Here is a 26363-nt window from a genome sequence, read left to right on the forward strand (position 1 = left end):
CCTGTCAATCATGAATCTGCGGATGATACCGTGCGAGCAGATACACCCCGACAATCGCGAGCACCCCGGTCGCCAGAAAAGCGATACCCGCCCAGAGTGGCGCCTCGGCCGCCTCCTGCAGAACGATGATTCCGATGGCCACGGCAACAAGGGGGTCGATCACGGTCAACCCGGCAATCACCAGGTCGGGCGGCCCAGACGAATAGGCATTCTGTACGAAATATGCGCCGAGCCCGACCGCCGCCAAGAGCGCGACCAGGCAGGTGAACGTCAACCATTCGAATTGGCCCTGCACGATCCGCGCAATCACGACCTTGGCGAGGGTCGCGACGAAACCATAGAGCACCCCGGCACCGATGACGTAGATCACGGCTTTGAAGCGGTTGCGCAGGAACGCGAATGCCGCACCGAACAACACGAGCACGACGCCGAGGATGATCAGAATGACGATCAGGTCGCGATCGGTCACGGGGGTCTCCCGTGCGGTGAAGGCAGCGACCGTGACGAACAAGCCCACTCCGCCGACGCACAGACAGATCGCAACGATCGACGCCCTGTTGAGCTTGATCTTGCTCAGCCGAGAGTTGAGAATCGCCGTGATCACCAAGGCGACTGCGCCGAGCGGTTGCACGACGATCAGCGGTGAGAAGCCGAGGCTGATCAGTTGGAACACGATCGCTAGGCCGAGTAGAACCGTGCCGACGACCCAGGATGGTCGGGCCAACAATAGGCCAAGCTGCCTGAAGTTGAGCCCGCCGCCGCGGTCCTCCGGAGTGTTCGACTCAACCTTTGTCACTCCACGATGCTGGAACTGTGCACCGAGTGAGAGAAACACTGCGCCGACCAGCGCGAACGGAATTCCGATGAATTGAGTCGGGTCCAGAGCAAGACTCGCACTCAGGTCTGCCGTCACGAGGTCCACGTGAGAACCCTAGCCGTTCCTGTGCCGATATTCTGGAGCAATGGCGCTCCTCCCGATCCGGATCACCGGAGACCCCGTGCTGCATTCGCCAGCAATCGCCGTCACGGCGTTCGATGACGACCTGCGCGATCTGATCCGTGACATGTTCGAGACGATGGATGCCGCGCCCGGCGTCGGTCTTGCAGCTCCCCAGGTCGGCGTGGCCCTACGAGTGTTTGTTTTCGGGTGGCGCGACGACGATGACACGCTTCACCGCGGCGTTGCGGTCAACCCCGAATTGTGGCAGAGCCCGCTTCTGGTCGGAGAGCCCGATGAGGACGACGAGTCAGAAGGCTGCCTCTCTGTCCCAGGCGAAAGATTCCCACTTCGCCGCTCGCAGTCGGTGATCCTGCGGGCTTCGGACGAAGACGGCGACCCGTTCGAGGTGCGCGCGGATGGCTGGCTGGCCCGGATCTTCCAACATGAATTCGATCATCTCGACGGCATTCTCTACGTGGACCGCCTCGAGCATCCGCATGGAAAGGCTGCTGCCAAGGCGATCCGCAAGCAGGGATGGGGAACGCCGGGCGCCAGTTGGCTGCCCGGCGTCGATCACCCCGAGGGCTAGCGGTCACCCGCGATCCGTCCGCGCCCGATCAGTTGTCGGCCTGTCGGTTGGCGCGCAGCACCTCGAGCCTGGCTCGATATTCGACCTCGTCGATGTCTCCCTGTGCGAATCGTTCTGCGAGCGTGCGCTCGGCAGACGACGCAGCATTCGAAGACCCACGGCCGTAGCCGGGACCGAATCCTGGACCGTAGCCTCCGCCGTGCCAGAAGGCGCGCCGCCTGCGCGCGACCAGCGTCACAATCAGAATCACGACTCCGATCCAGAACAGTGGAATCAGCAGGAAGAACCAGCCGAACCCGACCGGCCCGGCACCCCATCCGACCCAGTGTGCTGTTGCCGTTGAGGCAGCTGTCGCGAGTGTGTTGAGCATGATCGATGCATCCAATCTTTCGTCGGGCCGCACTGCGCGACCTCACCTACCCAGACTCGCGTGTCGAGGATGCAACGGAATCTGCCCGGAGGAGTGATCTGAACTACACCCTGCGGAGCAGCGCGCGCTACTGCCAGCCCGGCTGGATCAGCCCGGTCTCGTATGCGATCACAACGAGATGCACACGGTCTCTCGCACCGAGCTTGCCCAGGATGCGCGAGACGTGCGTCTTCGCCGTCAACGGGCTGAGATAGAGTCGCCCCGCGATCTCGGTGTTGGTCAACCCGAGCCCCACCAGAGCCAGCACTTCGCGTTCCCTGTCAGTCAGCACCGACAGCGACTCGAGGTGCTGTTGCGGTTTGATGCGATCCGCCACGCGTTCGAGCAACCGCTTGGTCACACTGGGCGACAGAAGTGCGTCGCCAGCCGCGGCGACCCGGACCGACCTGATCAGCTCGACCGGCTCGGTGTCTTTGACCAGAAACCCGCTCGCGCCGGCTTGAATTGCTGTCGCAACGTAGTCGTCCAGTTCGAATGTGGTGACGATGACGACGTGCACGCCGCTCAACTGCGGGTCCGCTACGATCTTCTCGGTCGCCCACAACCCGTCACCATCCGGCATCCGGATGTCCATGAGCACGACATCCGGATGCGTCGCGCTCGCAAGCGCGACGGCCTCGCGACCAGTCGCCGCCTCACCCACGACCTCGATGTCCGGCTCTGCAGCCAGCAAGGCACCGAACCCGGCTCGCACCAGCTGCTGATCATCGGCCAGCACGACGGTGATCACGACACACCGCCGGCGCGCACAGGCAGTTCTACAACCACTTCGAAGCCGCCTATCTGAGTTACTCCCGCCATCAGGGATCCGCCGAGCAGTTCGGCGCGCTCGCGCATGCCGAGCAGTCCCCGGCCGGGAGGTGCGTCAGCCGCCGGCTCCACACGATCGGCCCTCGGGCCCGGATCGCCGATGGTCGCCCGGTAGTGCGCCGCGTCCTGCTCGATCATGACGGTCGCCACGCGCGCCGCCGAGTGTTTGATCACGTTCGTCAGCGACTCTTGCACGATGCGATACAGCGCGAGCTGCACCGGTGAGGGAACCGTGCCGTGCAATCGATTCTCGATCGTGACCGTCAGGCCCGCGGCACCGGCTGTGTCGATCAGCGCGCCCAGCTGCGCCAGATCCGGCTCGGGACTCGTCGCAGCGTGCTCACCGTCCTGGCGCAGCAATCCGAGCACGGAGCGCACGTCGTCAAGGGCGGCGCGGCTGGTCGCCTTGATCGTCTCAAGGCTCTGACGCGCACGTTCTGGTTCTGTGTCGAACAGATGGAGCCCGACACCGGCCTGCACGCTGATCTGCGACAGCGAATGGGCGAGAACGTCGTGCAATTCGCGAGCGATGCGCAGGCGCTCCGCCTCCTCTGCGCTCTGTCTGCGTGTTGCGACATCGCGCGACATCGCCCGGTACCGCTCGCGGCGTGAGCGACCCGCTTCGGCAAGCGCGACGACCAGGCACAGCGCGATGACGACGAAAAGCACTCTGACGATGGCGAACGGGTTGCCGCCGACCGCAAACCAAGCTATTCCTGGAACGAGTGCGACACCGGCCAAGGTTGCCCACACCCACACGTGAGCACCCCGCATCACCGCCCCGATGACGGCGAATACAAGAGGAATCGCCGCCAGTGGAGGGCCGGGCACAATGGCGATGGCCGGGGCGCAGAGCAAGCCGACGACCGCCACGGTGGCGCCTGGGGCTCTGCGACCGAGGAGCAGGACGAAACTTGCGGCCGCCGAGAGCGCGGCAGCCGCAATGCCGAACGGTGCCCGCACATGGATGGCGATGCCAAGCCCGATCAGCTGCGTGAGCAACGAGATGACGACCGGCACGAAGCGGACACCGTTCCAACGAGGGTACCCGCGCCAGTGCTCGACGTCGCGATGTTCAAAACTGCTGCCCGGCATCTCCTCATGCTAGCCAGCAGGGCCCAACTGGGCAGCCGCTCCAGAGAGGTACCGCGTACTCCCGAGGGAGTATGCAGCCCGCCCGCAGACGAAGAAGGCCCGTAAGAGTGGAGTCTTACGGGCCTTGGCTCCCCGACTTGGACTCGAACCAAGAACCTGCCGGTTAACAGCCGGCTGCTCTGCCAATTGAGCTATCGAGGAATGCTTGTTCGGCTTAGCTACTTTACCAAAGGTTGCGCCCTGACAAAATCGAATCGGTTGAGTCGTGCGACCCATGTGTGTCGTAGAGCAAGGAAACTCTCCTCACGCCTCGCGCTCGTGCGTGTGCTGATCGTGAAGGGCGTCTGCGAGCTTGGCCACAAACGGGTGTTCTCGTTGTGCGAGAACGGTGTCGATATCGCCGTAGCCGATCAATCCGCCCTGCTCGAGCACGGCAATCCGCGCGGTCGCATGGCGCAGCACCGCCAGGTCATGACTGACAACGAGAGCCGCGAAGTCGCGGCCGTGCTTCAACTGACCGAGCAATTCAACAACTGCCGCCCGCACGGTGACGTCGATGCCCGCAGTCGGTTCGTCGGCAACGAGCACAGAAGGCCCCAGAACGATCGAACGCGCGAGTGCGACGCGCTGCCGTTGGCCTCCGCTCAACTGATACGGGTACGACGTCATGACGCCGAGAGGCAAGTGCACAGCGTCGAGCATCGTTGCGACTCTGGCGCCTGCCGCACGCCTGTTGTAGCGTTTGTCGCGATCGAAGATCGGCCGGCTGATGATCTCGCCAACGGTCAGCGACGCAGGGAGTGTATCCGCTGCATCCTGAGCCAGGTAGCCGACGTGAAACGTCAGTTGCGCGCGATCGCGCTTGCTGAGCGACCGCACGGCCATCCCACGCACCCGGGCATCGCCACCGGTGATGCGCGGCACAACGGATGCCGTCTCATCGCGAACCGCCCGGCCCGCGACGATCCGGGCCAGTGTGCTCTTGCCGGAGCCGCTGGCACCGAGCAGCCCCAAGGTCTCACCGCGCTCGACGTGAATGCTCACCCCGTGCAGCGCAACACACGCAGCGCTGGCACCGTGTGCCGGATATTCTGCCGACAGATCGCTGACAACGATCGGTGCATCCGAATCGATCACGCGTCTCCTTCCCGCAAGCGATGCAGCAATTCTCGTCGTTTCGCCTGCTCCACGGGGTCTGGCACCGGCAAAGACGCAAGCAACCGTTGCGTATACGGGTCTTGCGGGTCTCCGAGCACCTGTTCTCCGGTGCCCTCCTCCACCAGACGGCCCAGATGAAGCACCGCTATACGGTCGGCCAGCATGTCCACGACGGCCAGGTCGTGGCTGATGAACAGGCAGGCGAACCCGAACTCGCGCTGCAGTTCGGCGAACAGTTCGAGCACCACAGCCTGCACGGACACATCCAACGCCGATGTCGGTTCGTCCGCGATCAGCAGCGACGGTTCCAACGCCAGTGCCCGCGCAAGCGACGCACGCTGCCGCTGGCCGCCACTCAACTCGTGCGGAAAACGGTCGCCGTAGGCGCGCGGCAACTGAACGGCCTCCAGCAGATCGTCCACGCGACCACGCGCCGCTGCAGGCGTTTTCGCGCGCCCGTGCACGACTAATGGTTCTGCCACGCAGTCCGCGATCGTCAGAAGTGGGTTGAAGCTCGACGCAGGGTCTTGGAACACGAAGCCGATCTGCCGGCGAGACTTCTTGAAGCGGCGCTCGGAAATGCCGTTCATCTCGTTGCCCAAGACGGACAGCGAACCACCGGTGACGCGTGTCAGACCGCCGATCGCGCGACCGATGGTCGTCTTGCCTGAACCGCTCTCCCCGACAAGGCCGAGCACCTCGCCCGGGCGGATGTCGAAACTGACCCCGTCGACGGCGACGAAGCCGGGTCGCCCCAGACGGCCGGGGTACTGGATCCGCAGACCGCGCGCCGCGACAACCGGCGTTTGATCAGCCCAGTCGACCGAACGATCCGCCGCGCGTTGCTGGGTCTTGATGCGACCTTGCCCGACATACGGAACCGCGGCGAGAAGACGTTTCGTGTAGTCCTCGTGGGGAGTCGAAAACAGGGTGCGGGCATCCGCCTCTTCGATCACCTTGCCCTCGTACATCACTGCGACGCGATCGGCGAGGTCGGCGACGACACCCATGTTGTGAGTGATCAGCACGATCGCTGCACCGAACTCGTCGCGGCAGCGACGCAGCAGATCCAGGATCTCGGCCTGCACCGTGACATCCAGCGCGGTCGTCGGCTCGTCTGCGACGATCAGTCCCGGATTGAGCACCAACGCCATGGCGATGACGATGCGCTGCTTCTGCCCGCCGGAGAACTGATGCGGATAGTAGTTGACGCGCGTGTTCGGGTCTGGGATGCCGACCTTGCCGAGGATCTCGATGGCCTGTGCCTTCGCCGCAGCCTTGCTCAGCTTGCCGTGTGCTCGCAAGCCCTCCGCTATCTGCCATCCGACCGTGTACACGGGGTTCAGCGCCGTTGACGGCTCCTGAAACACCATGGAGACATCCGTGCCGCGCACGGCCCGCAGTTCACGCTTGCTGACCGATATCGTGTCCACACCGTCGCCGCTGTGCTGCCCGCGAAGAATCACGGTTCCGGATGCGGTCGCCGTTTCGGGCAGCAACCCCAGGATCGTCTTCGCTGTCACCGTCTTTCCACTGCCACTCTCGCCGACAATGGCAAGAACTTCGCCCGGCGCAACCGAGAGTGTGACGCCGGAGACCGCGTGAACGGCGCCCGCATCCGTGGCAAATGTCACCTTGAGGTTCGTGATGTCGACGACGTTGGTCACAGCCGGCCCTCCTCCCCATCGTGCCGCGCACTTTCTGACATCATGATTCCGGCCTCCTCGAGCCCGTCGAACCCGCCAGGACCAGCAGCCAGCACACCTCCTGGCACCACAGTCACCTCGCCCACTTCGCCCGACAGTTCCGCCGCGGCACGGCGGCCGCGCAGCCTCGGGTCGGCGAGATCGTTGAGGCTTTCACCGACCAACGTGATCCCGAGCACAACGAGCACGATCGCAAGGCCCGGATACAGCGCCGTCCACCAAATTCCCGCGGTCACGTCCGAGATCGCCTTGTTCAGGTCGTAGCCCCATTCCGCAGCGGCGGTCGGCTCGATGCCGAAGCCGAGGAAGCCGAGCCCGGCCAGCGTGAGAATCGCGTCCGACGCATTGAGCGTGAAGATCAACGGGAGGGTTCGCGTGGAGTTGCGGAACACGTGCCGGAACATGATCCGCGCATTGCTTGCGCCGATGACCTTCGCCGATTCGACGTAGGCCTCCGCCTTGATCCGCACTGCCTCGGCTCGCACGACGCGGAAGTACTGCGGGATGTACACCACCGTGATCGAGATCGCTGCTGCCATCACCCCGCCCCACAGACTCGATTGGCCGCCGCTGATCACGATCGACATCACGATCGCCAGCAGCAGGGAAGGGAACGCGTAGATGGCGTCACAGATGACGACGAGCACGCGATCGAGCCAGCCGCCGAAGTAGCCGGAGACCAGGCCCAAAAGCACGCCGGCGAAGATCGACAGGATCACGGCAACGACGATCACAAGAATGGCCGTCTGTGCGCCCCACAGGACGCGCGAATAGACGTCATATCCACCGACTGTCGTTCCCCAGATATGAGCGGAACTCGGTGGCTGCTGCGAGCCGAAATCGCCGTTGCTGTCGTGCAGCTGAGCGAATCCGTACGGCGCGATCAGCGGCGCAAAGCAGGCGATCAGGACGAAGATCGCGGTCAGCACAAGCCCGCCGATGAGCATCGTGCGCTGCACGCCGACGCTCTCACGCACCTGATGCACGATCGGCAGGCGCGTCCACAGGCTACGCCGCGGGGTGACTGTGGCACTCATCTCAGAACCTCACCCTCGGGTCGATGAGCGCGGCAATGACATCGACGATGAAGTTGGTGAGCGCCACAATCACCGCCAGCAAGGCGACGATGCCCTGCACGGCGACGAAGTCTCGCGCCTGCAGATACTGGGCCAGTTGGAAGCCGAGGCCTTTCCACTCGAACGTGACCTCGGTCAGGACCGCGCCGCTCAGCAGCAGCGCGATCTGCAGCCCAATCACGGTGATGATCGGGATCAACGCCGGCCGATAGGCGTGTCTGCGTACCAACCGGTACTCGCCGACACCACGCGAGCGCGCGGCGTCGACGTAATCCGTGGACAGGGTGCCGATGACGTTGGTGCGCACCAGCCTGAGAAACACGCCGGCCGTGAGCAACCCGAGCGCGATTCCCGGGAGCACGGCATGACTGAGCACATCGCCGACGATCGCAGGATCCCCCGTCTGGAACGCGTCGATCAGGTAGATGCCGGTTGGATGAGGAACCAATTGCATCGCGAGTTGCGCGGACACGGATGCCCGTCCGGAGACCGGCAACCAGTCCAGCCAGACGGCGAAGATCAGTTGGAGCAGCAACCCGGCGAAGAACACCGGCGTCGCGTAGCAGAGGATGGCGAACACGCGCAGCACGGCGTCGCCCCACCTGTCTCGGATGTACGCTGCGAGCATTCCGAGAGGGATTCCGACAATGAACGCGACGATGAGTGCGTAGAACGCGAGCTCAAGCGTCGCCGTGCCGTATGTGACAAGCACTTGGGTGACCGGGAGGTGGTCGCTCGTGGTTGTGCCGAAATTACCGGTGGCGATATTGCCAAGGTATTGCAGATACTGCACAATCAGCGGTCGATCGTACCCTGCTTCATGGATGCGCACGGCCAATTGTGCGGGTGTCAAACGCCCGCCGAGCGCTGCGGTGATCGGATCACCCGTCGTACGCATCAGGATGAAGACCAGAGTTACGAGGATGAAGATCGTTGGAAAGATCAGAAGGAACCGGATGATCAAGTACCGGCGTAGGCCACCGCCCGATCGTTGCTTCTTCACTCCGGTTGAATCCTGGGTGGCCGAAGCGCTATCGGGAGTTGTGACAGTCGTTGTCATTGTTGCCTATCAGGATGTGTGCCTATCAGGATGTGTGCCTATCGGGTGGATCGGTCGCACGCGAAGGGCGACCCGCGATCTGCGAGCCGCCCTCCACGACGGTTAACCGATTCTAACCGAGTGGTCGATCAGCCCTTCGCCAGTGCGCCGTAGCGGAACTTGAACGACGCGTCGAGCGTCTTGTCCGTTCCCGTCACGCTCGAACCGACGACGGCAACCTGGGCACCCTGCAGGATTGGCAGCGTGGACAGGTCCGCGGCCACCTTGGTCTGAATCTCCTCGATCAGTTTGGTGCGCTCCGCACGATCGGTTGTGCCGCGCTGCTGGTCTATGAGGCTCTGAACATCGGCATTGTCGTAGTGGTTCGCCAGGAAGTTGTCCTTCGCGAAGAACGGTGACAGGTAGTTGTCCGCGTCAGAGTAGTCGGGGAACCAACCCAGCTGGTAAGCCGGGTACAGGTCGGCGACGCGATCCTTCGAGTACTGAACCCACTCGGTTGACTGCAGGTCGACGGCGAACAGCCCGCCGTTCTGCAGCTGGTCCTTGACCATGGCGTATTCATCACTGGAGGACGGACCGTAGTGGTCGCTGTTGTACTGCAGGTGCAGTTGGATCGGCGTCGTGACTCCTGCTGCCGCCAGAACTTGCTTCGCCTTGTCGAGGCTCGGCCCGCCGTTGCCATCGCCGTAGAGGCCCTTCAGGGCTTCGTTGGCGCCGGTCAGACCCTGCGGAACGTAGGAGTACAGCGGCGTGTAGGTGTCCTTGTAGACCTGCGTCGCAATCGCCTTGCGGTCAAGCAGGTCTGCTGCGGCCTGGCGAACCGCCAGGGCCTTAGCGGGGTCTGCCTGCGCGGTCTTCGCGCCGTACGGCATCGTGTTGAAGTTGAAAACAATGTAACGGATCTCACCGCCAGGGCCGTCGACGACCTTCACCTTCTTGTTGCTGCGCAGGCTCTCGATGTCGGTCGCAGTCAGGCTGCGGAATGCGACGTCGATGTTGCCCTGCTGCACATCGAGCTTCAGGTTCGACGAGTTGGCGTAGTACTTCACGTTGATCGTGGGTGTCTTCGCCTTGCCGAGGATGCCGTCGTAGTTCGGGTTCTCCTTGTACTGGATCAGGCTGTTGACCGCGTAACTGGTGATCTCGTACTGTCCGGCGAAGCCCTCACCCTTGACGATCGTGTTGTCAGGGGTGACCTTGTCTGCCGAGAACACCTGCTCGTCGACGATCGGGCCGGCTGGGCTCGAGAGCACCTGCGGGAAGGTCTGATCGTTCGGTGTCTTCAGGTGGAAGACCGCGGTCAGCGGGTCAGGCGTAGTCACGCTGTCGAGGTTGGCCAGCAGGGAAGCCGGTCCGTTCGGGTCGTTGATCTTCAACTGACGGTCGAAGGTGAACTTAACATCAGACGAGGTCAAGTCGTGGCCGTTCGCGAACTTCAAATCCTTCTTGAGTTTCACGGTGTATTCGGTGGGCGAGGTGAAACTCGCGCTCGCGGCGATGTCCGGCTTGACGTCGGGGCTGCCGTATGGCGAGTTCAGCAAGAACGGGTATACCTGGTTCATCACCGCGAATGATCCGTTGTCATAGGATCCTGCCGGGTCGATGCTGGTGATCTTGTCTGTCGTGCCGATCGTCAGCGTGGAACTCGACGTGGTGGTACCACCCGAGTTGCCGGAACAGCCGGTCAACACCATGGCCGACGCCGCAAGCGCGACGGTAGCCACGAGGATGCGTTTGCCGGTTGAATGTGCGGATTTCATATCCGTATTCCTCTTTCTCATGTCAGATCATCACTGCAGAGCACTCTCAACGATGAGATTGACGGCAGTGCGATAGCTTCAAGTGGTATCACAGATCGGTTCGGCACACGCGGTTGCAGCGCTTCAGCGGCACGATCTTTATCGACCTGATACGTGCGCTAGTCTTCGCGGATGAGCCGGCGCCGGGCCTCCACAGCCACCAGCTCGCGCTGGATGGCATGGAATCCTTCACGGTCGCTCGCGTCCGCCCGCTGCAGCCTTCCGAGCAATTCGGCCTTCTGCCCAAGCAGCCCCTTGTCGACGAGGGAGCCGACCACACCGCGCGCATAGCCGGCCAGGGCTGCCTCGTCGCGCTCAGGGATCGGAGCGACGGCGAGTTGCTGCACAAGCGTGGCGAAAGCAGCCGGCACCTCCGCGACCACATGGTCCACCCAGTCGGGCCGATCGATCGTCTCTGCGCTGGCGGCGATGCCATCGCGCACGACGACGAGGCTCTGATTGTGGAAAGCGGTGCTGACGGCATCCTGAATCAGAGCGGATCCGACGAGCTGTGGATGCTGCAGAATCGCCATCAATGCGTCGCGTTCCAGGCGGGTGGCGGGGTCGCTGCTGAGCTCGGTCAAAGATGGCCCGCGGGGCGCAGCGGGCACCTCGTCGCCGGGCGCCGCTTCGCGCGGCCGTTGCGATGCTGCCGCGGTCGTCGGCCCTCTCCGCTGATTGACTGCTGCCGTCACCTCGTGCAGCTCCATGCCCAGCATTCGGGCAAGCTCTCGGGTGTAGCCCGGCCGCAGGGCAGGGTCCCTGATGTCCGCCACAACGGGCGAGGCAGCGCGCAGAGCAGCGACACGTCCCTCGACCGTGTCGAGGTTGTACCGGGAAAGCACCTGCTTGATCATGAACTCGAACATCGGCTTCTTCGCGTCGATCATGTGCTGCACGGCGGCATCGCCCTGTTGCAAGCGCAGATCGCAGGGATCCAGACCGTCGGGGCCGACGGCGACGAAAGTCTGAGCAGCGAACCGCTGTTCTTCGCTGAACGCGCGCATCGCGGCCTTCTGACCTGCGGCATCCGGATCGAAAGTGAAGATCACTTCGCCAAGGCCGCTGTCGTCTCCGAGCACGCGCCGCAGCACCTTGATGTGGTCGACCCCGAACGCGGTGCCGCACGTTGCGACAGCCGTTGTGACGCCGGCCAGGTGACAAGCCATCACGTCTGTGTAGCCCTCGACAACGACGACGCGCCTGCTGCGCGAGATCTCGCGTTTGGCCAGATCGAGACCGTAGAGCACCTGTGCCTTGTGATAGACGGGCGTCTCGGGCGTGTTGAGATACTTCGGACCCTTGTCATCTTCGAGCAGTCGCCGCGCGCCGAAGCCGATCGTCTGACCGGTCACATCACGGATCGGCCAGACCAGGCGGCCCCTGAATCGGTCGTACACGCCTCGCTCCCCCGCAGAGACCAGACCGGCAGCAGTGAGTTCCTCGATCGTGAATCCGCGGCCTTTCAGCGCTCCGGTGAGCTCATCCCAGCTCTTCGGTGCGAAGCCGACGCCGAAGCGTGCCGCTGCCGCGGCGTCGAAACCGCGCTCCCCCAAGAACGTTCGCGCTACCGCAGCATCGGATGCCGCCAGCCGGCCCGTGAAGAATTCTTCGGCTGCCGCATTGGCCGAAAGAATCCGCGCACGGTTGCCGGATTCGGTCGGCCCGCCGCCGTCTTCGTAGTGCAATTCCAGATTGATCCGGCCGGCGAGCCGCTCGACCGCTTCTGCGAACGTGACGTGGTCCATCTTCTGCAGGAAGCTGTAGACATCGCCGCTTTCGCCACAGCCGAAGCAGTGGTACATGCCGACCTGCGGTCGAACGTGGAAGCTTGGGCTCCGTTCATCATGGAACGGGCACAGCCCCTTGAGCGAGCCGACACCAGCGGACTTCAGGCTGACGTAGTCGCCCACGATGTCAGCGAGATTAGTGCGGGCTTTGACCTCTTCGATGTCACTCTGTCGAATCCGGCCCGCCATACCTTGATTCTAGCCAGCGGCACCGACGTGGACTGCCCGCCGAGTTTGCAGCGGAGGGCTACCTGCTGAACCGCTCGTACCAGGAGATCGCCGACTGGTCTGTCAGGCTGGCCACCTGATCCACAACAACACGCTTACGAGCGGAATCGTCTGTCGCGGCCTCCCAGTCGTCCGCGAAACCATGATCGAGTGCCTCTGGTCCACGCTCGAGCAAGACGTCAGCCAGCACGGTGAGCATCAACCGCTGGCGGCTGTAGATCGGCTGCCGGGTGTTCTTGGACATGACAAAAGCCGCGACGATTCCCTTGAGCACCGCGATTTCCGCCTGGATCCCATCGGGAACAACGACGCTCGCAGCGAAGCGGATCAGATTGTCCTGCGGGTGCGCTGCCCTGGTCGCCTTGGTCGCCGCGCCCGCGAATCGGCCGATCAGCTGGCTGGTGAGGTTCTTCAGTCGCCCCTGGGCGATTCGTGATCCGTCCCACGTGTGCAGCCAACCGGGAAGCGCCTCGAGTCGATCGAACGCCTCGATCAGCTCCGCGTGAGCGACCTCACCGCCGATCCACTCGTACATCGAATCGACGAGTGCGTCATGATCGGACTTGTCGCTGAGGGAGGCGACGTCGATGTATCCGTTCACTATGGCGTCTTCGAAGTCATGCACCGAGTAGGCGATGTCGTCGGAGAGGTCCATGACCTGCGCCTCGATGCAGCGCACGCGATCGGGGGCGCCGGCCCGGAGCCACTCGAAGGCCAGTTCGTCGTCTGCGTAGAAGCCGAACTTCGCTCGTCCGCTCGGATCAGCGATCGATTGACTGGCAGGCCACGGGTACTTGCAGCTCGCGTCCAGGCTCGCCCTGGTCAGATTGAGTCCATACGCCTGACCGTCCGCGCCGAAGACCTTTGGTTCCAGCCGGGTGAGCAGTCGCAGGGTTTGAGCATTCCCCTCGAACCCGCCGATATCCCGTGACCACTCGCTCAGCGCTCGCTCGCCATTGTGCCCGAAAGGCGGATGCCCGATGTCGTGCGCCAGACACGCGGTGTCGACGACGTCGGGGTCCAGGCCCAGACTCGCGGCCAGTTCACGGCCGACTTGTGCGACCTCCAGCGAGTGCGTCAGACGGTTGCGGGCGAAGTCGAGACCTGCCGTCGGGCTGAGCACCTGGGTTTTGGCTGCGAGGCGACGCAGGGCACTGGAATGCAGCATCCGCGCCCTGTCACGCGCGAAGTCGCTCCTGCGGCTCGAGTGCTGTTCGGCAAGCCAGCGCTCTGTGTCGTGCGCTTGATACTTTGACGTGTTATCCGCCACTGTTGTGGACCTCTGCTGCGGCAACGTCGGAACGCTGTGCTGCGGCAATAGTTCGACTGACAAGCCAGTTTTCCGGGAGTGCCGGATGCTTCGGGGTACCTGCGCGGCCGCGCGGGCCTTCGGCCCCGTCACCCGGATACGGCAGTCCAGCGTCCAGCGTGGACAGAAGTTGATCCAGCTGGGCCAGGGTTTCGACGCGCGCCAGCTGTGAACGCAACTCGCCACCGACCGGGTAACCCTTGAAGTACCAGGCAACGTGCTTGCGAATGTCGCGGCACCCGCGTTCCTCGCTCTCGAAGAAGTCGACGAGCAGCTCAGCGTGCCTGCGGAACGCGGAAGCGACCTGCCCGAGCGACGGGTGCGCCTGCGCCGCAGCCGCGAATGCGGGATCGAGCTCCCCGGCTCGGGTGCGGAAGGCCGCGGACAGGTCGCCGAACAGCCACGGCCGGCCGAGGCATCCGCGCCCGACGACGACGCCGTCGCACCCGGTCTCGTCGACCATCCGCAACGCGTCTGCGCTCGACCAGATGTCTCCGTTGCCGAGCACCGGCACGCTGGAGATGGTCTCCTTCAGGCGTGCGATCGCCGACCAGTCGGCGTGCCCGGAATAGAACTCTGCAGCAGTGCGGGCGTGCAGTGCGATGGATGCGACGCCGGCGTCTTCCGCGATCCGCCCTGCCTCCAGGTAGGTCAGATGATCGGTGTCGATACCCTTGCGCATCTTGATCGTGAGCGGGATGTCGCCTGCCGCTCGCACCGCAGCCCGCACGATGTCGCCGAACAGATCGAGCTTCCACGGCAGCGCGGCCCCTCCACCCTTGCGAGTCACTTTGGGCACAGGGCAGCCGAAGTTGAGATCGATGTGATCGGCGCGGTCTTCTGCGACCAGCATTGTGACGGCCTCGCGCACGGTTGTCGGGTCCACGCCGTACAGCTGAATCGAGCGAAGGGTTTCACTGGGATCGTGGGCGATGAGTCGCATCGATTCGGGCGTTCGTTCGACCAGCGCACGTGAGGTGATCATCTCACTGACATACAGGCCCGCTCCGTATTCGCGGCAGAGCAGCCGGAACGCGGTATTGGTGATTCCCGCCATCGGCGCCAGCACAACGGGCACATCGAGTCGCAGTGGCCCAATGGCCAATTGCGTGGGGGTTATCGTTGCGGTAAGAGTCATCAGAGCACAATTCTCCCAGATTATGGAGCGTCACATGAATCAGCCGGCGAATGACTGACCGGGAACCCGCGGGCCGCGCACGCATGCTCGCGGATGCCGCGGACCGCAACCTCACCGTTCGCGTCGTGCCCAGACCCGCCGCGAATTCCCTGCAAGAAGCGGCCGCGCTGCTCGGCATCCTGCCGGAGGGCATCGTCAAGACCCTCGTGGTCAAGCGGCACGACGGCGACTATTTGTTCGCTCTGGTGCCCGGCGGCCGCAAGATCTCCTGGCCGAGGTTGAGGGCGCTCGTCGGGGTCAACAAACTGACGATGCCGGATGCCGCGCTCGCCAAGCAAGCTACCGGCTACGAACGAGGAACAATCACCCCACTGGGCAGCAGCACGCCCTGGCCGGTGTACGCCGACACGTCAATTCTCGGCCAAGAGATCGCGATGGGAGCCGGCGAGCACGGCTACAGCGTCTTCGTCGACGCGGATGCGCTGGTGTCTGCGTTCGACGCGGTCGTCGCGGACATCACCGATCCGGAGTAGCTGTCGCCGGTTGCGCCTGGAATCAGGCAGACGCCGCCTTCGCAGACCAGTGCGTCTGGGTCGCCAAGCTGCTTCAGCGGGCCGCTCACGCCGACACCTCCTCTGCTGCTTCGCCGTCGTCGGCGCGCTCCGTCCAAACTTGCTCGAGCACCTGGGAGAAGGTCGCAGCCTCTTGCGCTCCGGACACACCGTACTTGCCGTCGACGACGAAGAACGGAACGCCCTGGATGCCGTACTCACGTGCCAAGGCTTGATCAGCACGCACGTCGGTCAGGTACTCCTCCTCGGTCAGCGAACGCACAACATCCGCGCGGTCCAGCCCGATCTCGGCAGCCAGGTCGGCCAGGTCCTCGACCCGACCGACGTGCCCGCCCTCGATGAAGTACGCCTTCATCAGTCGCTCGGTGGCTGCCAGTTGCCGTCCGTGCGCTTTCGCATAGTGGATGAGTTCGTGGGCCTTCACTGTGTTCGTGTGCTTGAGCGCGTCGAAATCGTAGTCGAGCCCCACCTGCTTCGCGATCCCACTGACCCGCTCGAGCATCTCACCGACTTGGTCAGGTTGCATGCCTTTGTGTCCAGCAAGAAAGTCGAGCTCGCTGCCGTCAAAATCGACAGGAGTGTCCGGTGACAACTCGTAGCTGTGGTACTCGATCTCCACGGCGCGATCTTCGCCGGCACCGACGAACAGACCGCTCCCGGCCTCGAACTTGCGTTTGCCGATGTAGCACCACGGGCACGCGATGTCCGACCAGATGTCTACCTTGATGGGTTCACTCATGGTTGCGGTAACCGTGCCGGCCGATGGCGTATTCCCGATCTCAAAGCGCCGCATCGGGCGTGTCGACGGCCCCGCCGAACCGGCGGTTACGTGCCGCGTAGAGTTCGACGGCCTCCCAGAGCTGCTCCCGCGTGAAGTCGGGCCACAGCGTGTCGAGGAACACCATTTCGGCGTACGCGCTCTGCCAGAGCATGAAGTTGCTGGTGCGCTGCTCCCCCGAACTGCGCACGAACAGGTCGACATCCGGAAGTTCCGGCGCATACAGGTGCTTCTGAATCGTTTTCTCGGAGATCGCACCGGGCCGGATGCGGCCGGCCGCGACATCCGCAGCGATCGCACGCACCGCATCCGCAATCTCGGTTCGCCCGCCGTAGTTGACGCACATCGTGAGGGTGAGCACGGAATTGCGCGCGGTGAGCTGCTCGGCGAATTGCAATTCTTTGATGACGGATGCCCACAGTCGCGGCCTCCGGCCGGCCCAGCGCACGCGCACCCCCCACTCGTTCAGCTGATCCCGCCGACGATGCAGAACCTCTCGGTTGAACCCCATCAGAAAGCGGACTTCATCGGGAGAACGACGCCAGTTCTCCGTCGAGAAGGCATAGACGCTCAGGTGTTTGACGCCGAGTTGAATAGCTCCCGCGACCACGTCGAGCAGAGAGGCCTCACCGGCCCTGTGCCCCTCGATCCGCGCGAGGCCCCGTTTGTTCGCCCACCGTCCATTGCCGTCCATGACCAGTGCGACGTGATCCGGCACTGCGGATGCCGGCAGCTTCGGCGGGTAGAGACCCGTCCAGTCGACCGGCCGGAACGGCACAGCATCCTTGTGCGTGTATGGCTTCGGACTCACGCAGGGGCTCCCATCCGGTTCTCCCGCGCCACATGGGCGAGTGAACGCAAGCCGCGCTCCAGATGCCATTGCGTGTATGCGGCAACGACGCCGCTGGCCTTCGATCTGGTCGAGTCGTCTGCCGCGTCGACGACGTCCCATTCTCCGGCCAGCAGTGCGCCGAGAAGGGCGATGGTCGGCGCGTCCACGCGGGGCGCGCCGGTTGGAGCGCACTGGCCGCAGACCACCCCGCCGAGCTGCACCACGATGCTGTCGTGTGGGCCGGGCGTGCCGCAGCGCGAGCAGTCGATGAAGCTCGGCGCCCAGCCTGCTACGGACAAAGCGCGCAGAAGATAGGAATCCAGCGTCATCGTCGAGGCGTGCTCACGCCGGGCGAGCGAGCGCAACGCACCGACGAGCAGGATGTACTGCTGCACGGAACCCTCCGCCTCAGTCAGCCGGTCCGCCGCCTCCACCATCGCATTCGCCGCAGTGTAGCTCGGGTAGTCGTCCGCGATGAGCGCTCCGTACGACCCGAGAGACTCGGCCTGTGTGATGGTGTCGAGGCTCCTGCCCTCGTACAGTTGCACATCCGCGACCATGAACGGCTCGAGACGCGCGCCGAACTTCGACGCGGTGCGGCGCACGCCCTTGGCGACCGCCCGCACCTTGCCGTGCCGCCGGGTCAACAGGGTGACGATGCGGTCGGCCTCACCCAGCTTGTGCGTTCGCAGCACGACGGCTTCATCACGATAGACAGGCACCGGGCAATTATCCCGCGTGCAGCACGTGATTCGGCCGAGAGCGCGACGGCCTGCACGAATGCGCAGCCCTGCACGAACGGATCAGGCTTTCACCAATGCCCCGTCTGCCGCATGGGAACGCACCGCACGGTTGACCGCAGAGATGATCGCCTTGAACGATGCGGATGACGTGTCCGCATCGATGCCGACGCCCCACAGCCGCTGGTCGCCGACCTGCAACTCGACATAGGCGGCCGCCTGCGCGTCGCCACCCTGCGACAGCGTGTGCTGCACGTAATCGTACAGCTCGATCTCGAACCCTTTGTCTGCGAGGATCTGCAGGAACGCGTTAATCGGGCCGTTGCCGATTGCCTCAGCGTGTTCGATGATGTCTGCGTGCCGCAGCTGTATGGACAACGACACCATTCCGGATGCGTCGCTCGATGTCGATGCGCCGGTCACCTCGAAACGCCCCCACTTTTCGTCGACTTTGTGGTCGGCTGCCGGCAGATACTCGTCCTGGAAGATCTCCCAGATCTGCTGGCTCGTGAGTTCGCCACCGTCCTCATCGGTCTTGGCCTGCACGACGGAAGAGAATTCGATTTGCAGTCGGCGCGGCAGGTCAAGGGCGTGATCGTTCTTCAGCAGGTAGGCGACGCCACCCTTGCCGGACTGCGAGTTCACCCGGATCACCGCTTCGTAGCTGCGCCCGAGGTCTTTCGGGTCGACGGGCAGGTATGGCACAGCCCAGAGCAGTTCGTTCACGTCTTTGCCCTGCTCGGCGGCATCGGCCGCCATGGCCTCGAACCCCTTCTTGATCGCGTCTTGGTGCGATCCGCTGAAAGCAGTGAACACGAGGTCTCCTGCCCACGGGCTGCGCTCATGCACTGGCAGCTGGTTGCAGTATTCCGCGGTGCGCTTGACGTGGTCGATATCTGAGAAATCGATTTGCGGGTCGATGCCCTGCGTGAACAGGTTGATCCCAAGCGCCACCAGGTCGACGTTGCCGGTGCGCTCTCCGTTACCGAACAGGCAGCCTTCGATCCTGTCGGCGCCTGCGAGATAGCCCAGCTCGGCAGCAGCAATCGCTGTGCCGCGATCATTGTGCGGATGCAGCGACAGGATGACGTTCTCGCGGTGGTTCAGGTGCCGCGACATCCACTCGATCGAGTCGGCGTAAATGTTCGGGCTGGCCATCTCCACTGTCGAGGGCAGGTTGATGATGACCTTGCGTTCCGGGGTCGGTTCGAAGATCTCGAGAACTTGGTTGCAGATGTCGGCAGCGAATTCCAACTCGGTGCCGGTGTAACTCTCCGGCGAATACTCGTAGTAGACAGTCGTTCCGGGAACGATTGCCTCCATCTCCCGGCAGATGCGCGCGCCGTGCAGAGCGATGTCGACGATGCCCTGCTTGTCCGTACGGAAAACGACATCACGCTGAAGAACGCTCGTCGAGTTGTACAGGTGCACGATGGCCTGCTTCGCGCCCGCGATCGACTCATAAGTGCGTTTGATCAGATGATCGCGCGCCTGCGTGAGCACCTGGATAGTCACGTCATCCGGAATCGAATTCGTCTCGATGAGGCTGCGCACGAAGTCGAAGTCGGTCTGCGATGCGCTCGGAAATCCGACCTCGATCTCCTTGTAACCCATCGAGACCAGCAGGTCGAACATGATCCGCTTGCGTTCTGGACTCATCGGGTCGATCAGAGCCTGGTTGCCGTCGCGCAGGTCGACGGCGCACCAGCGCGGCGCAACCGTGATGCGGTTGTCCGGCCAGGTGCGATCGGGCAGATTGACGGTGATCTGCTCGTGGTACGGCCGATACTTATGAATCGGCATGGCGCTCGGCGCCTGAGTGTTCTTCATGGTGTTCGAATCTCCTCGTGAATGCTGCTGTCGTTTGGGCCGCTGTCTAACAGGCCACCGTTTGATAGGCCACCGTTTGACAGGCCACTGTTTAACAGGCCACGACCGAACTCCGCGACGAGGGAGGCCTGGAGGTTAGGACCCGTCGCGGCAGCTAAGGAGGAGCACACCGTGGAACACAGTTCGACAATAACACCATGTGCAGGTGTGCGCATACCACCGGCCGTGACTACCTACGAGCGCAGCAGGCGCGCGGCCTGACGGACACTGAGCCCGGGAAGATAGGAGCGAACGAGTGCGAGTCCGATTCGCGGCAGGGCGATCGGGTCTGGATACGCCATTAGAAGCGGGCGCAGTTGCGGATGGAACTTCCTCTTGAAGCGCAGCAGGGAGCGGAACCCATAGACGGGCTCCAGAGCGCCGCTCAGCGTGCCGAGAAAACGATCGGTTGCGCCTCCCGTGCCGTCTGCCGGCGAGAGCGAGTGCGCAAGTGGTGCGGCAGACAGACTCATAAACGTTGTGCCGTGCTCGCGCATCCGCTCAGCGGCCTGAGCGATCAGGAACTCCATGACCCCGTTCATTCCGCCTGAGCGACGTCGCATGAAGTCCAGGGTCCAGCCGACAATCTCCCCGGACCGGAATGACGGCAGCCAACTGGTAACGCCCTGCACGATGCCTTCTTCGTCGATGGCGAGCATCAGAGCGACATCCTGGTCGCGCAACTCGTCAAGCCCACCGAGAGTGAAGCCCATCTCGGGCAGTTGTTTCTCGGCGATCCATTCCTCGGAAATTTCTGCGAGTTGCGTGGAAACGCCCAGCGGCAACTGCGCGTAGTGCGTCCATTCAGCGCGCAAACCCGCGCGTGAAGCACGGTTGATCGAGGTGCGGATGTCTTGCATGCTCTTGCCTGTCGTGCTCCACTCCGCAGGGATCACCACTGCTTCTTCGGCAACGACGAGAGTGCCCCATCCCATTGAGCGGAAAATCGGCTGCAGCTCTGCATCGACGCTGTAGAACACGGGAACCCAGCCGTTGTCGTCACAGAAGCGTGCGAACCTGCCTATGAGTTCAGCATCCGGCTGTGTCGTTCCGAATGGGCCACCGGTCGTCACGGCGATCCCGCCGCGCACGCGGTATGCCACGGCACCGGCGCCGGCCGGATCGAACCAGTACGAGTTGCCGGCCCAGGTCGTCATGAATGAGAGCGCGTCGCCGCCGGCCGATGCCAACAGGCTGCGTGCGCGCACTGCATCACCGCCGCGCGCGCCCTGTGCGCGACCCACCAACGGCCCGATCGACGCGAGGAAGATCACCAGCCACAAGGCCGGCCCGACGCCGTGATACGCGAGCCAACCGGCCGGTGTTGTGGGAAGGAAATTGGGAACCTCTCGATGCAGGAAGGCCACGGGGAGGAAGCGCTCTACGACATCGGCCAACAGATCGAAAAGCGTGAGCGGTCGACTGAAGCCGGTGTTCCGCAGTGACCAGCCGGCGCCGACATAGATGGCTGCCAGTGCGACGGCGCCACCGGCTACGGTCACGAGATACCGAGCAATGCTGCGACGTGAAGGAAGCACGGTGAAGTTGCGCCGAAATACCACGAGCAATACGGCGATGGCGGCAGGAATCGCTACAGTGGCGGTCAGAGACAGCGTCAAGCCCCAATAGTGCGCGTTGAGGCTGGGCACCACGTATGGCAACCCGGAGCGGGGCAGGAATCCAAAATAGTAGGCGGCAAGGAGCGCCTCGCCACCGTTCATCGCAATTCCGAGCCAGACGGCGAATCGGCGCCCCAGCAAGAGACCGAACGCAACCAGCAACAGCGTGAGCAGGGGCAAGATGGAAAGGATGACGGGGCCCGCGCCGGTGATCCGCTCCAGAGTGATGTTGTGAACGCACACACTGCTGACGGCTAATGCCCTGCAGTCGTCGAGCGGGGACTCCGTGCCGGATCCTCCACTGTTCATCAGCAGCGCGACGGGCGCAAGCAGCCCGAGCCGAGAACGCGTGAACAAGGCAATCGCCGGCCCGACGGCTGTCACCGCGACGACGGACGCCATCAGCACCCGGACCTCGTGGTGCGAACTGCGCACCCAGCCGCGCACTCGGGCCGGCGGGCGAAGCAGCAAGCCGAGTCCCCAGCCGGCAGCGACAGCGAATGCGCGATAGAGGTCGGCCGGTTGCCCGGAATAGAACACGAGCATCAGGGCAACGACAACCGTCAGGACTCGGATGCGTCGACGAACCAGGGCTGTCGTGAACGCACTGGATGCCATCAAAGTTCCGGCGATCGCCACGGTCGGATCAACGGTCAGCAGCGTGCGCACGCCGTGCTGCCAGAACGCGTCACCGCTCGAGGTCAGCACCTGAGCGAAGACGCCGACGACGGTTCCGGCAAACGCTGTGACAACGAACGCGAGCACGGTGCGCCACGTACCCATCGCACGTTCGGCCAAGCCGATCAGCAATATCGCGAGCACGATCACGACGACGAGGTCGACGATCCCGCGGCTGAGGAAAACGGCGGTGATCGGACTCCACCAATGTCCCCACAGTCCGAGCGGGAGATAGCCGGTCGCCAAGGCACGGATCGCACCAGGCGCTCTGCCGAAGATCGATCCTGTGGCCAGGGCCGTGGCGAGCAGCAGCAGTGCTACTGCGAGTGTGAACGGCTCACCGGTGACGCGGCGCAGCAGAAACCGGCCGAATCGAGCGATCCGCGCCGTTTCGGCGGACGCGGGGGCGGCATCCGTCATCAGCATCCCCCTGTCTTCACAGCCCTATCTTCACAGATGCGAAGAGTGCGACCACCCCTCACAGCCCCATTCGATCCGCAAGCGTCGGCAGTGCCGTCTTCAGGACGTAGCGCACCGTGTTCCAGTCGTGCGACGACCCCGGCGCTGAAATCCACTGCGTCGTCATACCCGCCGCATTCGCCGCTGACATGGTCGTGCGCTGGAACGCGGTGTACTTTGCGTCTTTGCTTCCGACCCCGAAGATCGCATACGAGTGCACGTACGGAGCATTCTGCTTCATGATCGTCATCGGCTTCGCCTGATCGTATGCGAGGACCGAGCCATGGAACGCTTTGGACACGGTATCTGAGCCGATCGTCGGCTCCAATTCGCCGGAAATGCTGAGAATCGAGCCGAACAGCTTCGGGTCTGCGGCCCCGAACTGCATTGCGCACGTCGCGCCCTGCGAAAATCCGGCAACCGCCCATGCGGATGCGCCGCTTGCGACGTGCAGGTGACTATTGATCCAACGCGGAACGTCAACGGTGAGGTAGGTCGCAGAATTTCCGAGCGGCGAATTCACGCACATTGGATTCTGACCAGCGTTGCCCAATTGGTCGGGAACGACCACGATCGGCGCCAGCCCGTGATGTTGGGCCGCGTAGGCGTTCAGCACCACTTCAGTGCGCGCAAGCGTGAACATTTCTGCGGGAAAGCCTGGCTGACCGGACATCATTTCGATCACCGGCAAGGCTGGCGGATTCTTCGTCAACGCGGCAGGCGGTAGATACACCTCGCCGTTGCGAGCCGCGAAATGCGAGGTCGTCGCCGGAATGTCGACCGCGCGCACCTGCCCGGTGCGCGGCATCTTCGCCGGTGCTTGCCAGACCGCTGCGAGGTCCTCCTGCAGCGGCCCGGCGTGCTGATCGAGTTGTTGCGCGGTTGCGGCCGGATACGGATTCGTGAACAGCGCATCGCGCAGATTCGGATACGCACCGAAGTCGACATTGATGCCGGCGGCCATCGTGATCAGGAATACTCCGACGCTGACGACGGCGACGACCTTTCGCCACAGGCCCGACCTCCACAGATTGACAACGGCGAGACCGATCCCGGCACCGCCGAGCGTCACCCACATTTTGGTGACGTCCGTCAGCGGTAACCCGAAGGTGTTGAACACGTCGCTGGTCAGCCAGCCCGCAAGGAATCCGATGGTGCCCCCCACCAGGATGCCGATGAGCGAGATCCGAACCCACCGCGCCGTCGGTTTCCTGAGGATCAGCACCAGAACGAAGGCTGCTGCGATCGCATACAGCACGACCAGGAACGGTGCCCGATCGATGTGAACCGAGAGCAACCAGGCTGGCACGACGAACACTCCTTCCAATGGCAACGACTCATTATCGAAGACCTGCCTGGAACACAGCGGACGGTAAGTGCAGCCGGGGCGAACTCCCAGGAAGTCGCGACCATCACCACAGAAAGCAGGTCGACTGGCCCGCTTTTTGCGAATCAGTCCGCTTTTTGCGAATCAGTCCGCTTTTTGCGAATCAGTCTGCTGCGAGCGCGGCGACTGGGGCAACGGATACAGCGCGACGCGCCGGCGCGATCGCAGCGGTCACCGCCAGCGCGGCGGCCGCGATCGCCGCGATCAGAAACATCGTCCACGGAATTGCCGGCGCGAGCAATCCTCCTCCCGGCAGTGAACCGAGTAAAGACTGCGCGCCGGCCCAACCGTACACAGTGCCGAGTACGAGGCCCGCGACGACCGATGCGACCGTCAGTTGTGCGCTCTCTGCAAGGATCATGATCCGCGCCTGGCGCGCGCTGAAGCCGAGCGCTCGGAGGAGGCCCAACTCTCTCGTTCGCTGCAGAACGCTCAGCGACAGATTGTTCACAACGCCGACGGCGGCGATCAGTGCGGAAAATCCAACCAGAATGCTGAAGACCGTCACGGTTACGGTGAGCACGGTGTTCACACCGCTGTCGGCATACAGTCCTGGCGCGGCGCGCTGCGAGGCGAGGATCGCATTCTGATAGCACTGGGCGGCGACCGAGAACATCGTGACGAGCGTTACGCCGATGACCAGCCCCACGCTCGTTCGTGCGCTGCGCTCTGGATACCGGTGCGTGTTTGCTGCCGCAAGGCGTGCTGGCGCACTGGAGCCGAGAGCGCGACCGACGACGTGAAGAACGGGCGGCATGAACCGGTTGGCCCCGGCAACGAGTCCGCCGAAGGACATCAATCCGCCGAGGAGCGCGATCAGTAATCCGGCCGGCGATCGCATGCCGATCACGATGCCCGCGGCCAACAAGGCGAAGCCCGCTCCCATCATGACAAGGCAGACCACGAGACGGAGCCGGGAGCCGGTGCTGTCCTCGCGTGAGGCGGGAGTGCTGGCCCCGACCGCCTGCAACGGGCTGACCGACAGCACACGGCGCGAGCCGATCCAAGCGGCCCACCATGTGGTCAGCAAAACAACGATCGCCGGGACCAGGATCACCGCAGTCACGAACGGGTACGGCAGGTCAGGCAGCAATCCGATGCCGATCAGAATCCGCACGCCGACGACGACGACCACGATGCCCGAGAGCGCCCCGATGACGGCACCGAGCGCTCCGACTAACAGGCCTTCGCGCGCGACAGAGCGGCGCAACGCCACTGAACTCGAGCCGATCAGCCGATAGAGAGCGAGCGTGCGCGCCCGACCGGCCACGATGGTCGCGAACGTGTTGGTGATGACCAACGCGCCGACGTAAACCGCGATCACAATGAATACGGCGGCAACAAGCATCAAGTCAAGCTGCACTGACCCATGTTCTGCCAGTCTCGACCGCTCGATAGAGGTCGACAGCACCCCGGTGCCGAGCAGCAGAATGACGCCGAATGCTGAACTCAACGCCGCAACGAGGATGCTCGAGGCGTGACCGCGCCGCACCATCCGCACACTCACGCGACGGCCTCCAAGCTCAGCATCAACTCCGAGATCTCGGACGGCATCGCCCTGCCTGTCTCGTGTGCCACCGCCCCATCGGCAAGGAACACGATCCGATCGGCATAGCTTGCTGCAATCGGGTCGTGCGTGACCAAAGCGATGCTTTGCCCATATTCCGTGCAGGAAGCAGCCAGCAGGGCCAGCACCTCACGGCCGCTGCGGGAATCGAGGTTGCCGGTCGGCTCGTCTGCGAAAATCAGCTCGGGGCGCGTCACGAGCGCACGCGCAATCGCGACACGCTGCTGTTGACCGCCGGAGAGCTCATGCGGGCGATGCCGGAGACGATCTCGCAGTCCGAGCGAATCGACCAGCTGATTGATCCACGCGGTCTCCCCATCAGTCGGCTGGCGTCCATCGAGTTCGAACGGAAGCGTGATGTTCGTGAGCACGTCGAGAGTGGGCACCAGATTGAACGCCTGGAACACGAAGCCGACACGACGTCGGCGCAGCAACGTCAACTCAGAGTCGCGGAGCGCGGTGATCTCAGTGTCGCCAAGCCATGCCCGACCGGAGGTCAGAGTGTCCAGCCCCGCCATGATGTGCATCAGAGTCGACTTTCCGGACCCGCTTGGACCCATGATTGCCGTGAACCGTCCGCGTTCGATTCCCAATGACAATTCGTTCAGCGCTAGGACGCCCCCTTCACCGCTTCCATAGAATTTTGTGGCGTGCGCGAGCCGCGCGACGAGGCCGAGGCTTGTTGTCGTGATCTGCATGCCTCAACGGTAGGTTCGCGGCCCCGGGGCGCGAAT

Annotated in this window: 22 protein-coding genes and 1 tRNA gene; 2 read left to right on the top strand and 21 right to left on the bottom strand. The window is 63.6% G+C overall.

Features of this window, described 5'->3' with window-relative positions:
• Positions 1–4: 4 nt before the first annotated feature.
• Positions 5–922, bottom strand: coding sequence for a DMT family transporter (locus QU604_RS11580; protein ID WP_308464786.1), 918 nt, complete (start codon positions 920–922; stop codon positions 5–7).
• Positions 923–962: 40 nt separating this feature from the next.
• Between QU604_RS11580 and def the strand changes: the two genes are divergently transcribed.
• Positions 963–1529 carry a peptide deformylase gene (def, locus tag QU604_RS11585; protein WP_308464787.1) on the top strand — a complete coding sequence of 189 codons (567 nt, stop codon included), beginning with the start codon at positions 963–965 and terminating at the stop codon, positions 1527–1529.
• Positions 1530–1557: 28 nt separating this feature from the next.
• Here the strand turns inward: def and QU604_RS11590 are convergent, their stop codons facing one another.
• The 12 genes from QU604_RS11590 to dusB all read right to left on the bottom strand — a co-directional run bounded on the left by QU604_RS11590 (position 1558) and on the right by dusB (position 15128).
• Positions 1558–1899 (bottom strand): SHOCT domain-containing protein, encoded by a 342-nt coding sequence (locus QU604_RS11590; RefSeq protein WP_308464788.1) that lies wholly within the window; start codon positions 1897–1899, stop codon positions 1558–1560.
• Between the two features lie 127 nt (positions 1900–2026).
• Entirely contained in the window at positions 2027–2689 is a 663-nt protein-coding gene (locus QU604_RS11595) for a response regulator (protein ID WP_308464789.1), read from the bottom strand.
• Positions 2686–3864, bottom strand: a complete 1179-nt coding sequence (locus QU604_RS11600) for a sensor histidine kinase (RefSeq protein ID WP_308464790.1) — start codon at positions 3862–3864, stop codon at positions 2686–2688. The genes QU604_RS11595 and QU604_RS11600 overlap by 4 nt, the downstream gene beginning before the upstream one ends.
• Positions 3865–3989: 125 nt before the next feature.
• Positions 3990–4065: transfer RNA gene (locus tag QU604_RS11605), tRNA-Asn, on the bottom strand.
• Between the two features lie 102 nt (positions 4066–4167).
• Entirely contained in the window at positions 4168–5001 is an 834-nt protein-coding gene (locus tag QU604_RS11610; protein WP_308464791.1) for an ATP-binding cassette domain-containing protein, read from the bottom strand.
• The gene (locus QU604_RS11615; protein ID WP_308464792.1) at positions 4998–6689 is read right to left on the bottom strand and encodes a dipeptide ABC transporter ATP-binding protein; all 1692 of its coding nucleotides are present in this window, start codon (positions 6687–6689) and stop codon (positions 4998–5000) included. Before QU604_RS11615 ends, QU604_RS11610 begins: the two co-directional genes overlap by 4 nt.
• Positions 6686–7765, bottom strand: coding sequence for an ABC transporter permease (locus QU604_RS11620; protein WP_308464793.1), 1080 nt, complete (start codon positions 7763–7765; stop codon positions 6686–6688). Before QU604_RS11620 ends, QU604_RS11615 begins: the two co-directional genes overlap by 4 nt.
• Before the next feature lies 1 nt (position 7766).
• Positions 7767–8864: an ABC transporter permease gene (locus QU604_RS11625; RefSeq protein ID WP_308464794.1), complete on the bottom strand. Its 1098-nt coding sequence runs from the start codon at positions 8862–8864 to the stop codon at positions 7767–7769.
• 128 nt (positions 8865–8992) lie between these two features.
• Positions 8993–10624 (bottom strand): ABC transporter substrate-binding protein, encoded by a 1632-nt coding sequence (locus QU604_RS11630; protein ID WP_308464795.1) that lies wholly within the window; start codon positions 10622–10624, stop codon positions 8993–8995.
• Between the two features lie 158 nt (positions 10625–10782).
• Positions 10783–12642, bottom strand: coding sequence for a DNA primase (gene dnaG / locus QU604_RS11635; RefSeq protein WP_308464796.1), 1860 nt, complete (start codon positions 12640–12642; stop codon positions 10783–10785).
• A 58-nt stretch (positions 12643–12700) separates the two neighbouring features.
• The gene (locus QU604_RS11640) at positions 12701–13951 is read right to left on the bottom strand and encodes a deoxyguanosinetriphosphate triphosphohydrolase (RefSeq protein WP_308464797.1); all 1251 of its coding nucleotides are present in this window, start codon (positions 13949–13951) and stop codon (positions 12701–12703) included.
• Entirely contained in the window at positions 13941–15128 is a 1188-nt protein-coding gene (gene dusB, locus QU604_RS11645) for a tRNA dihydrouridine synthase DusB (protein WP_308464798.1), read from the bottom strand. The genes QU604_RS11640 and dusB overlap by 11 nt, the downstream gene beginning before the upstream one ends.
• A 50-nt stretch (positions 15129–15178) precedes the next feature.
• Here dusB and QU604_RS11650 point away from each other — a divergent pair, with 50 nt between their 5' ends.
• Positions 15179–15661 carry an aminoacyl-tRNA deacylase gene (locus QU604_RS11650; protein ID WP_308464799.1) on the top strand — a complete coding sequence of 161 codons (483 nt, stop codon included), beginning with the start codon at positions 15179–15181 and terminating at the stop codon, positions 15659–15661.
• 85 nt (positions 15662–15746) lie between these two features.
• Here the strand turns inward: QU604_RS11650 and QU604_RS11655 are convergent, their stop codons facing one another.
• The 8 genes from QU604_RS11655 to QU604_RS11690 form a co-directional block, all read right to left on the bottom strand.
• Complete coding sequence (locus tag QU604_RS11655) at positions 15747–16439, bottom strand: DsbA family oxidoreductase (protein WP_308464800.1); 693 nt, start codon at positions 16437–16439, stop codon at positions 15747–15749.
• Positions 16440–16479: 40 nt separating this feature from the next.
• Complete coding sequence (locus QU604_RS11660) at positions 16480–17289, bottom strand: isoprenyl transferase (RefSeq protein WP_308464801.1); 810 nt, start codon at positions 17287–17289, stop codon at positions 16480–16482.
• A complete protein-coding gene (gene recO / locus QU604_RS11665) occupies positions 17286–18032 on the bottom strand; it encodes a DNA repair protein RecO (protein ID WP_308464802.1) in 747 nt (248 codons plus the stop codon). Before recO ends, QU604_RS11660 begins: the two co-directional genes overlap by 4 nt.
• An 81-nt stretch (positions 18033–18113) precedes the next feature.
• Positions 18114–19880, bottom strand: a complete 1767-nt coding sequence (gene leuA, locus QU604_RS11670; protein ID WP_308464804.1) for a 2-isopropylmalate synthase — start codon at positions 19878–19880, stop codon at positions 18114–18116.
• Between the two features lie 233 nt (positions 19881–20113).
• Positions 20114–22636 (bottom strand): MprF family protein, encoded by a 2523-nt coding sequence (locus QU604_RS11675; protein WP_308464805.1) that lies wholly within the window; start codon positions 22634–22636, stop codon positions 20114–20116.
• A 58-nt stretch (positions 22637–22694) separates the two neighbouring features.
• Positions 22695–23984 (bottom strand): alpha/beta hydrolase, encoded by a 1290-nt coding sequence (locus tag QU604_RS11680; protein WP_308464806.1) that lies wholly within the window; start codon positions 23982–23984, stop codon positions 22695–22697.
• A 181-nt stretch (positions 23985–24165) separates the two neighbouring features.
• Positions 24166–25569, bottom strand: coding sequence for an ABC transporter permease (locus QU604_RS11685; RefSeq protein WP_308464807.1), 1404 nt, complete (start codon positions 25567–25569; stop codon positions 24166–24168).
• Positions 25566–26327 carry an ABC transporter ATP-binding protein gene (locus tag QU604_RS11690; RefSeq protein WP_308464808.1) on the bottom strand — a complete coding sequence of 254 codons (762 nt, stop codon included), beginning with the start codon at positions 26325–26327 and terminating at the stop codon, positions 25566–25568. Before QU604_RS11690 ends, QU604_RS11685 begins: the two co-directional genes overlap by 4 nt.
• Positions 26328–26363 lie beyond the last annotated feature (36 nt).

It is taken from the genome of Rathayibacter sp. SW19 (assembly GCF_030866825.1).
Classification (GTDB): Bacteria; Actinomycetota; Actinomycetes; order Actinomycetales; family Microbacteriaceae; genus Rathayibacter_A; species Rathayibacter_A soli.

Excerpts from the sequence above, each read along its gene's own strand:
- QU604_RS11650 (WP_308464799.1), top strand. The coding sequence starts at position 15,179 with ATGACTGACCGGGAACCCGCGGGCCGCGCACGCATGCTCGCGGATGCC.
- def (WP_308464787.1), top strand. The coding sequence starts at position 963 with ATGGCGCTCCTCCCGATCCGGATCACCGGAGACCCCGTGCTGCATTCG.
- QU604_RS11690 (WP_308464808.1), bottom strand. The coding sequence starts at position 26,327 with ATGCAGATCACGACAACAAGCCTCGGCCTCGTCGCGCGGCTCGCGCAC.
- leuA (WP_308464804.1), bottom strand. The coding sequence starts at position 19,880 with ATGAAGAACACTCAGGCGCCGAGCGCCATGCCGATTCATAAGTATCGG.
- QU604_RS11655 (WP_308464800.1), bottom strand. The coding sequence starts at position 16,439 with ATGAGTGAACCCATCAAGGTAGACATCTGGTCGGACATCGCGTGCCCG.
- QU604_RS11620 (WP_308464793.1), bottom strand. The coding sequence starts at position 7,765 with ATGAGTGCCACAGTCACCCCGCGGCGTAGCCTGTGGACGCGCCTGCCG.
- QU604_RS11625 (WP_308464794.1), bottom strand. The coding sequence starts at position 8,864 with ATGACAACGACTGTCACAACTCCCGATAGCGCTTCGGCCACCCAGGAT.
- dusB (WP_308464798.1), bottom strand. The coding sequence starts at position 15,128 with ATGACTCTTACCGCAACGATAACCCCCACGCAATTGGCCATTGGGCCA.
- QU604_RS11590 (WP_308464788.1), bottom strand. The coding sequence starts at position 1,899 with ATGCTCAACACACTCGCGACAGCTGCCTCAACGGCAACAGCACACTGG.
- QU604_RS11600 (WP_308464790.1), bottom strand. The coding sequence starts at position 3,864 with ATGCCGGGCAGCAGTTTTGAACATCGCGACGTCGAGCACTGGCGCGGG.
- QU604_RS11675 (WP_308464805.1), bottom strand. The coding sequence starts at position 22,636 with ATGACGGATGCCGCCCCCGCGTCCGCCGAAACGGCGCGGATCGCTCGA.
- QU604_RS11630 (WP_308464795.1), bottom strand. The coding sequence starts at position 10,624 with ATGAAATCCGCACATTCAACCGGCAAACGCATCCTCGTGGCTACCGTC.
- dnaG (WP_308464796.1), bottom strand. The coding sequence starts at position 12,642 with ATGGCGGGCCGGATTCGACAGAGTGACATCGAAGAGGTCAAAGCCCGC.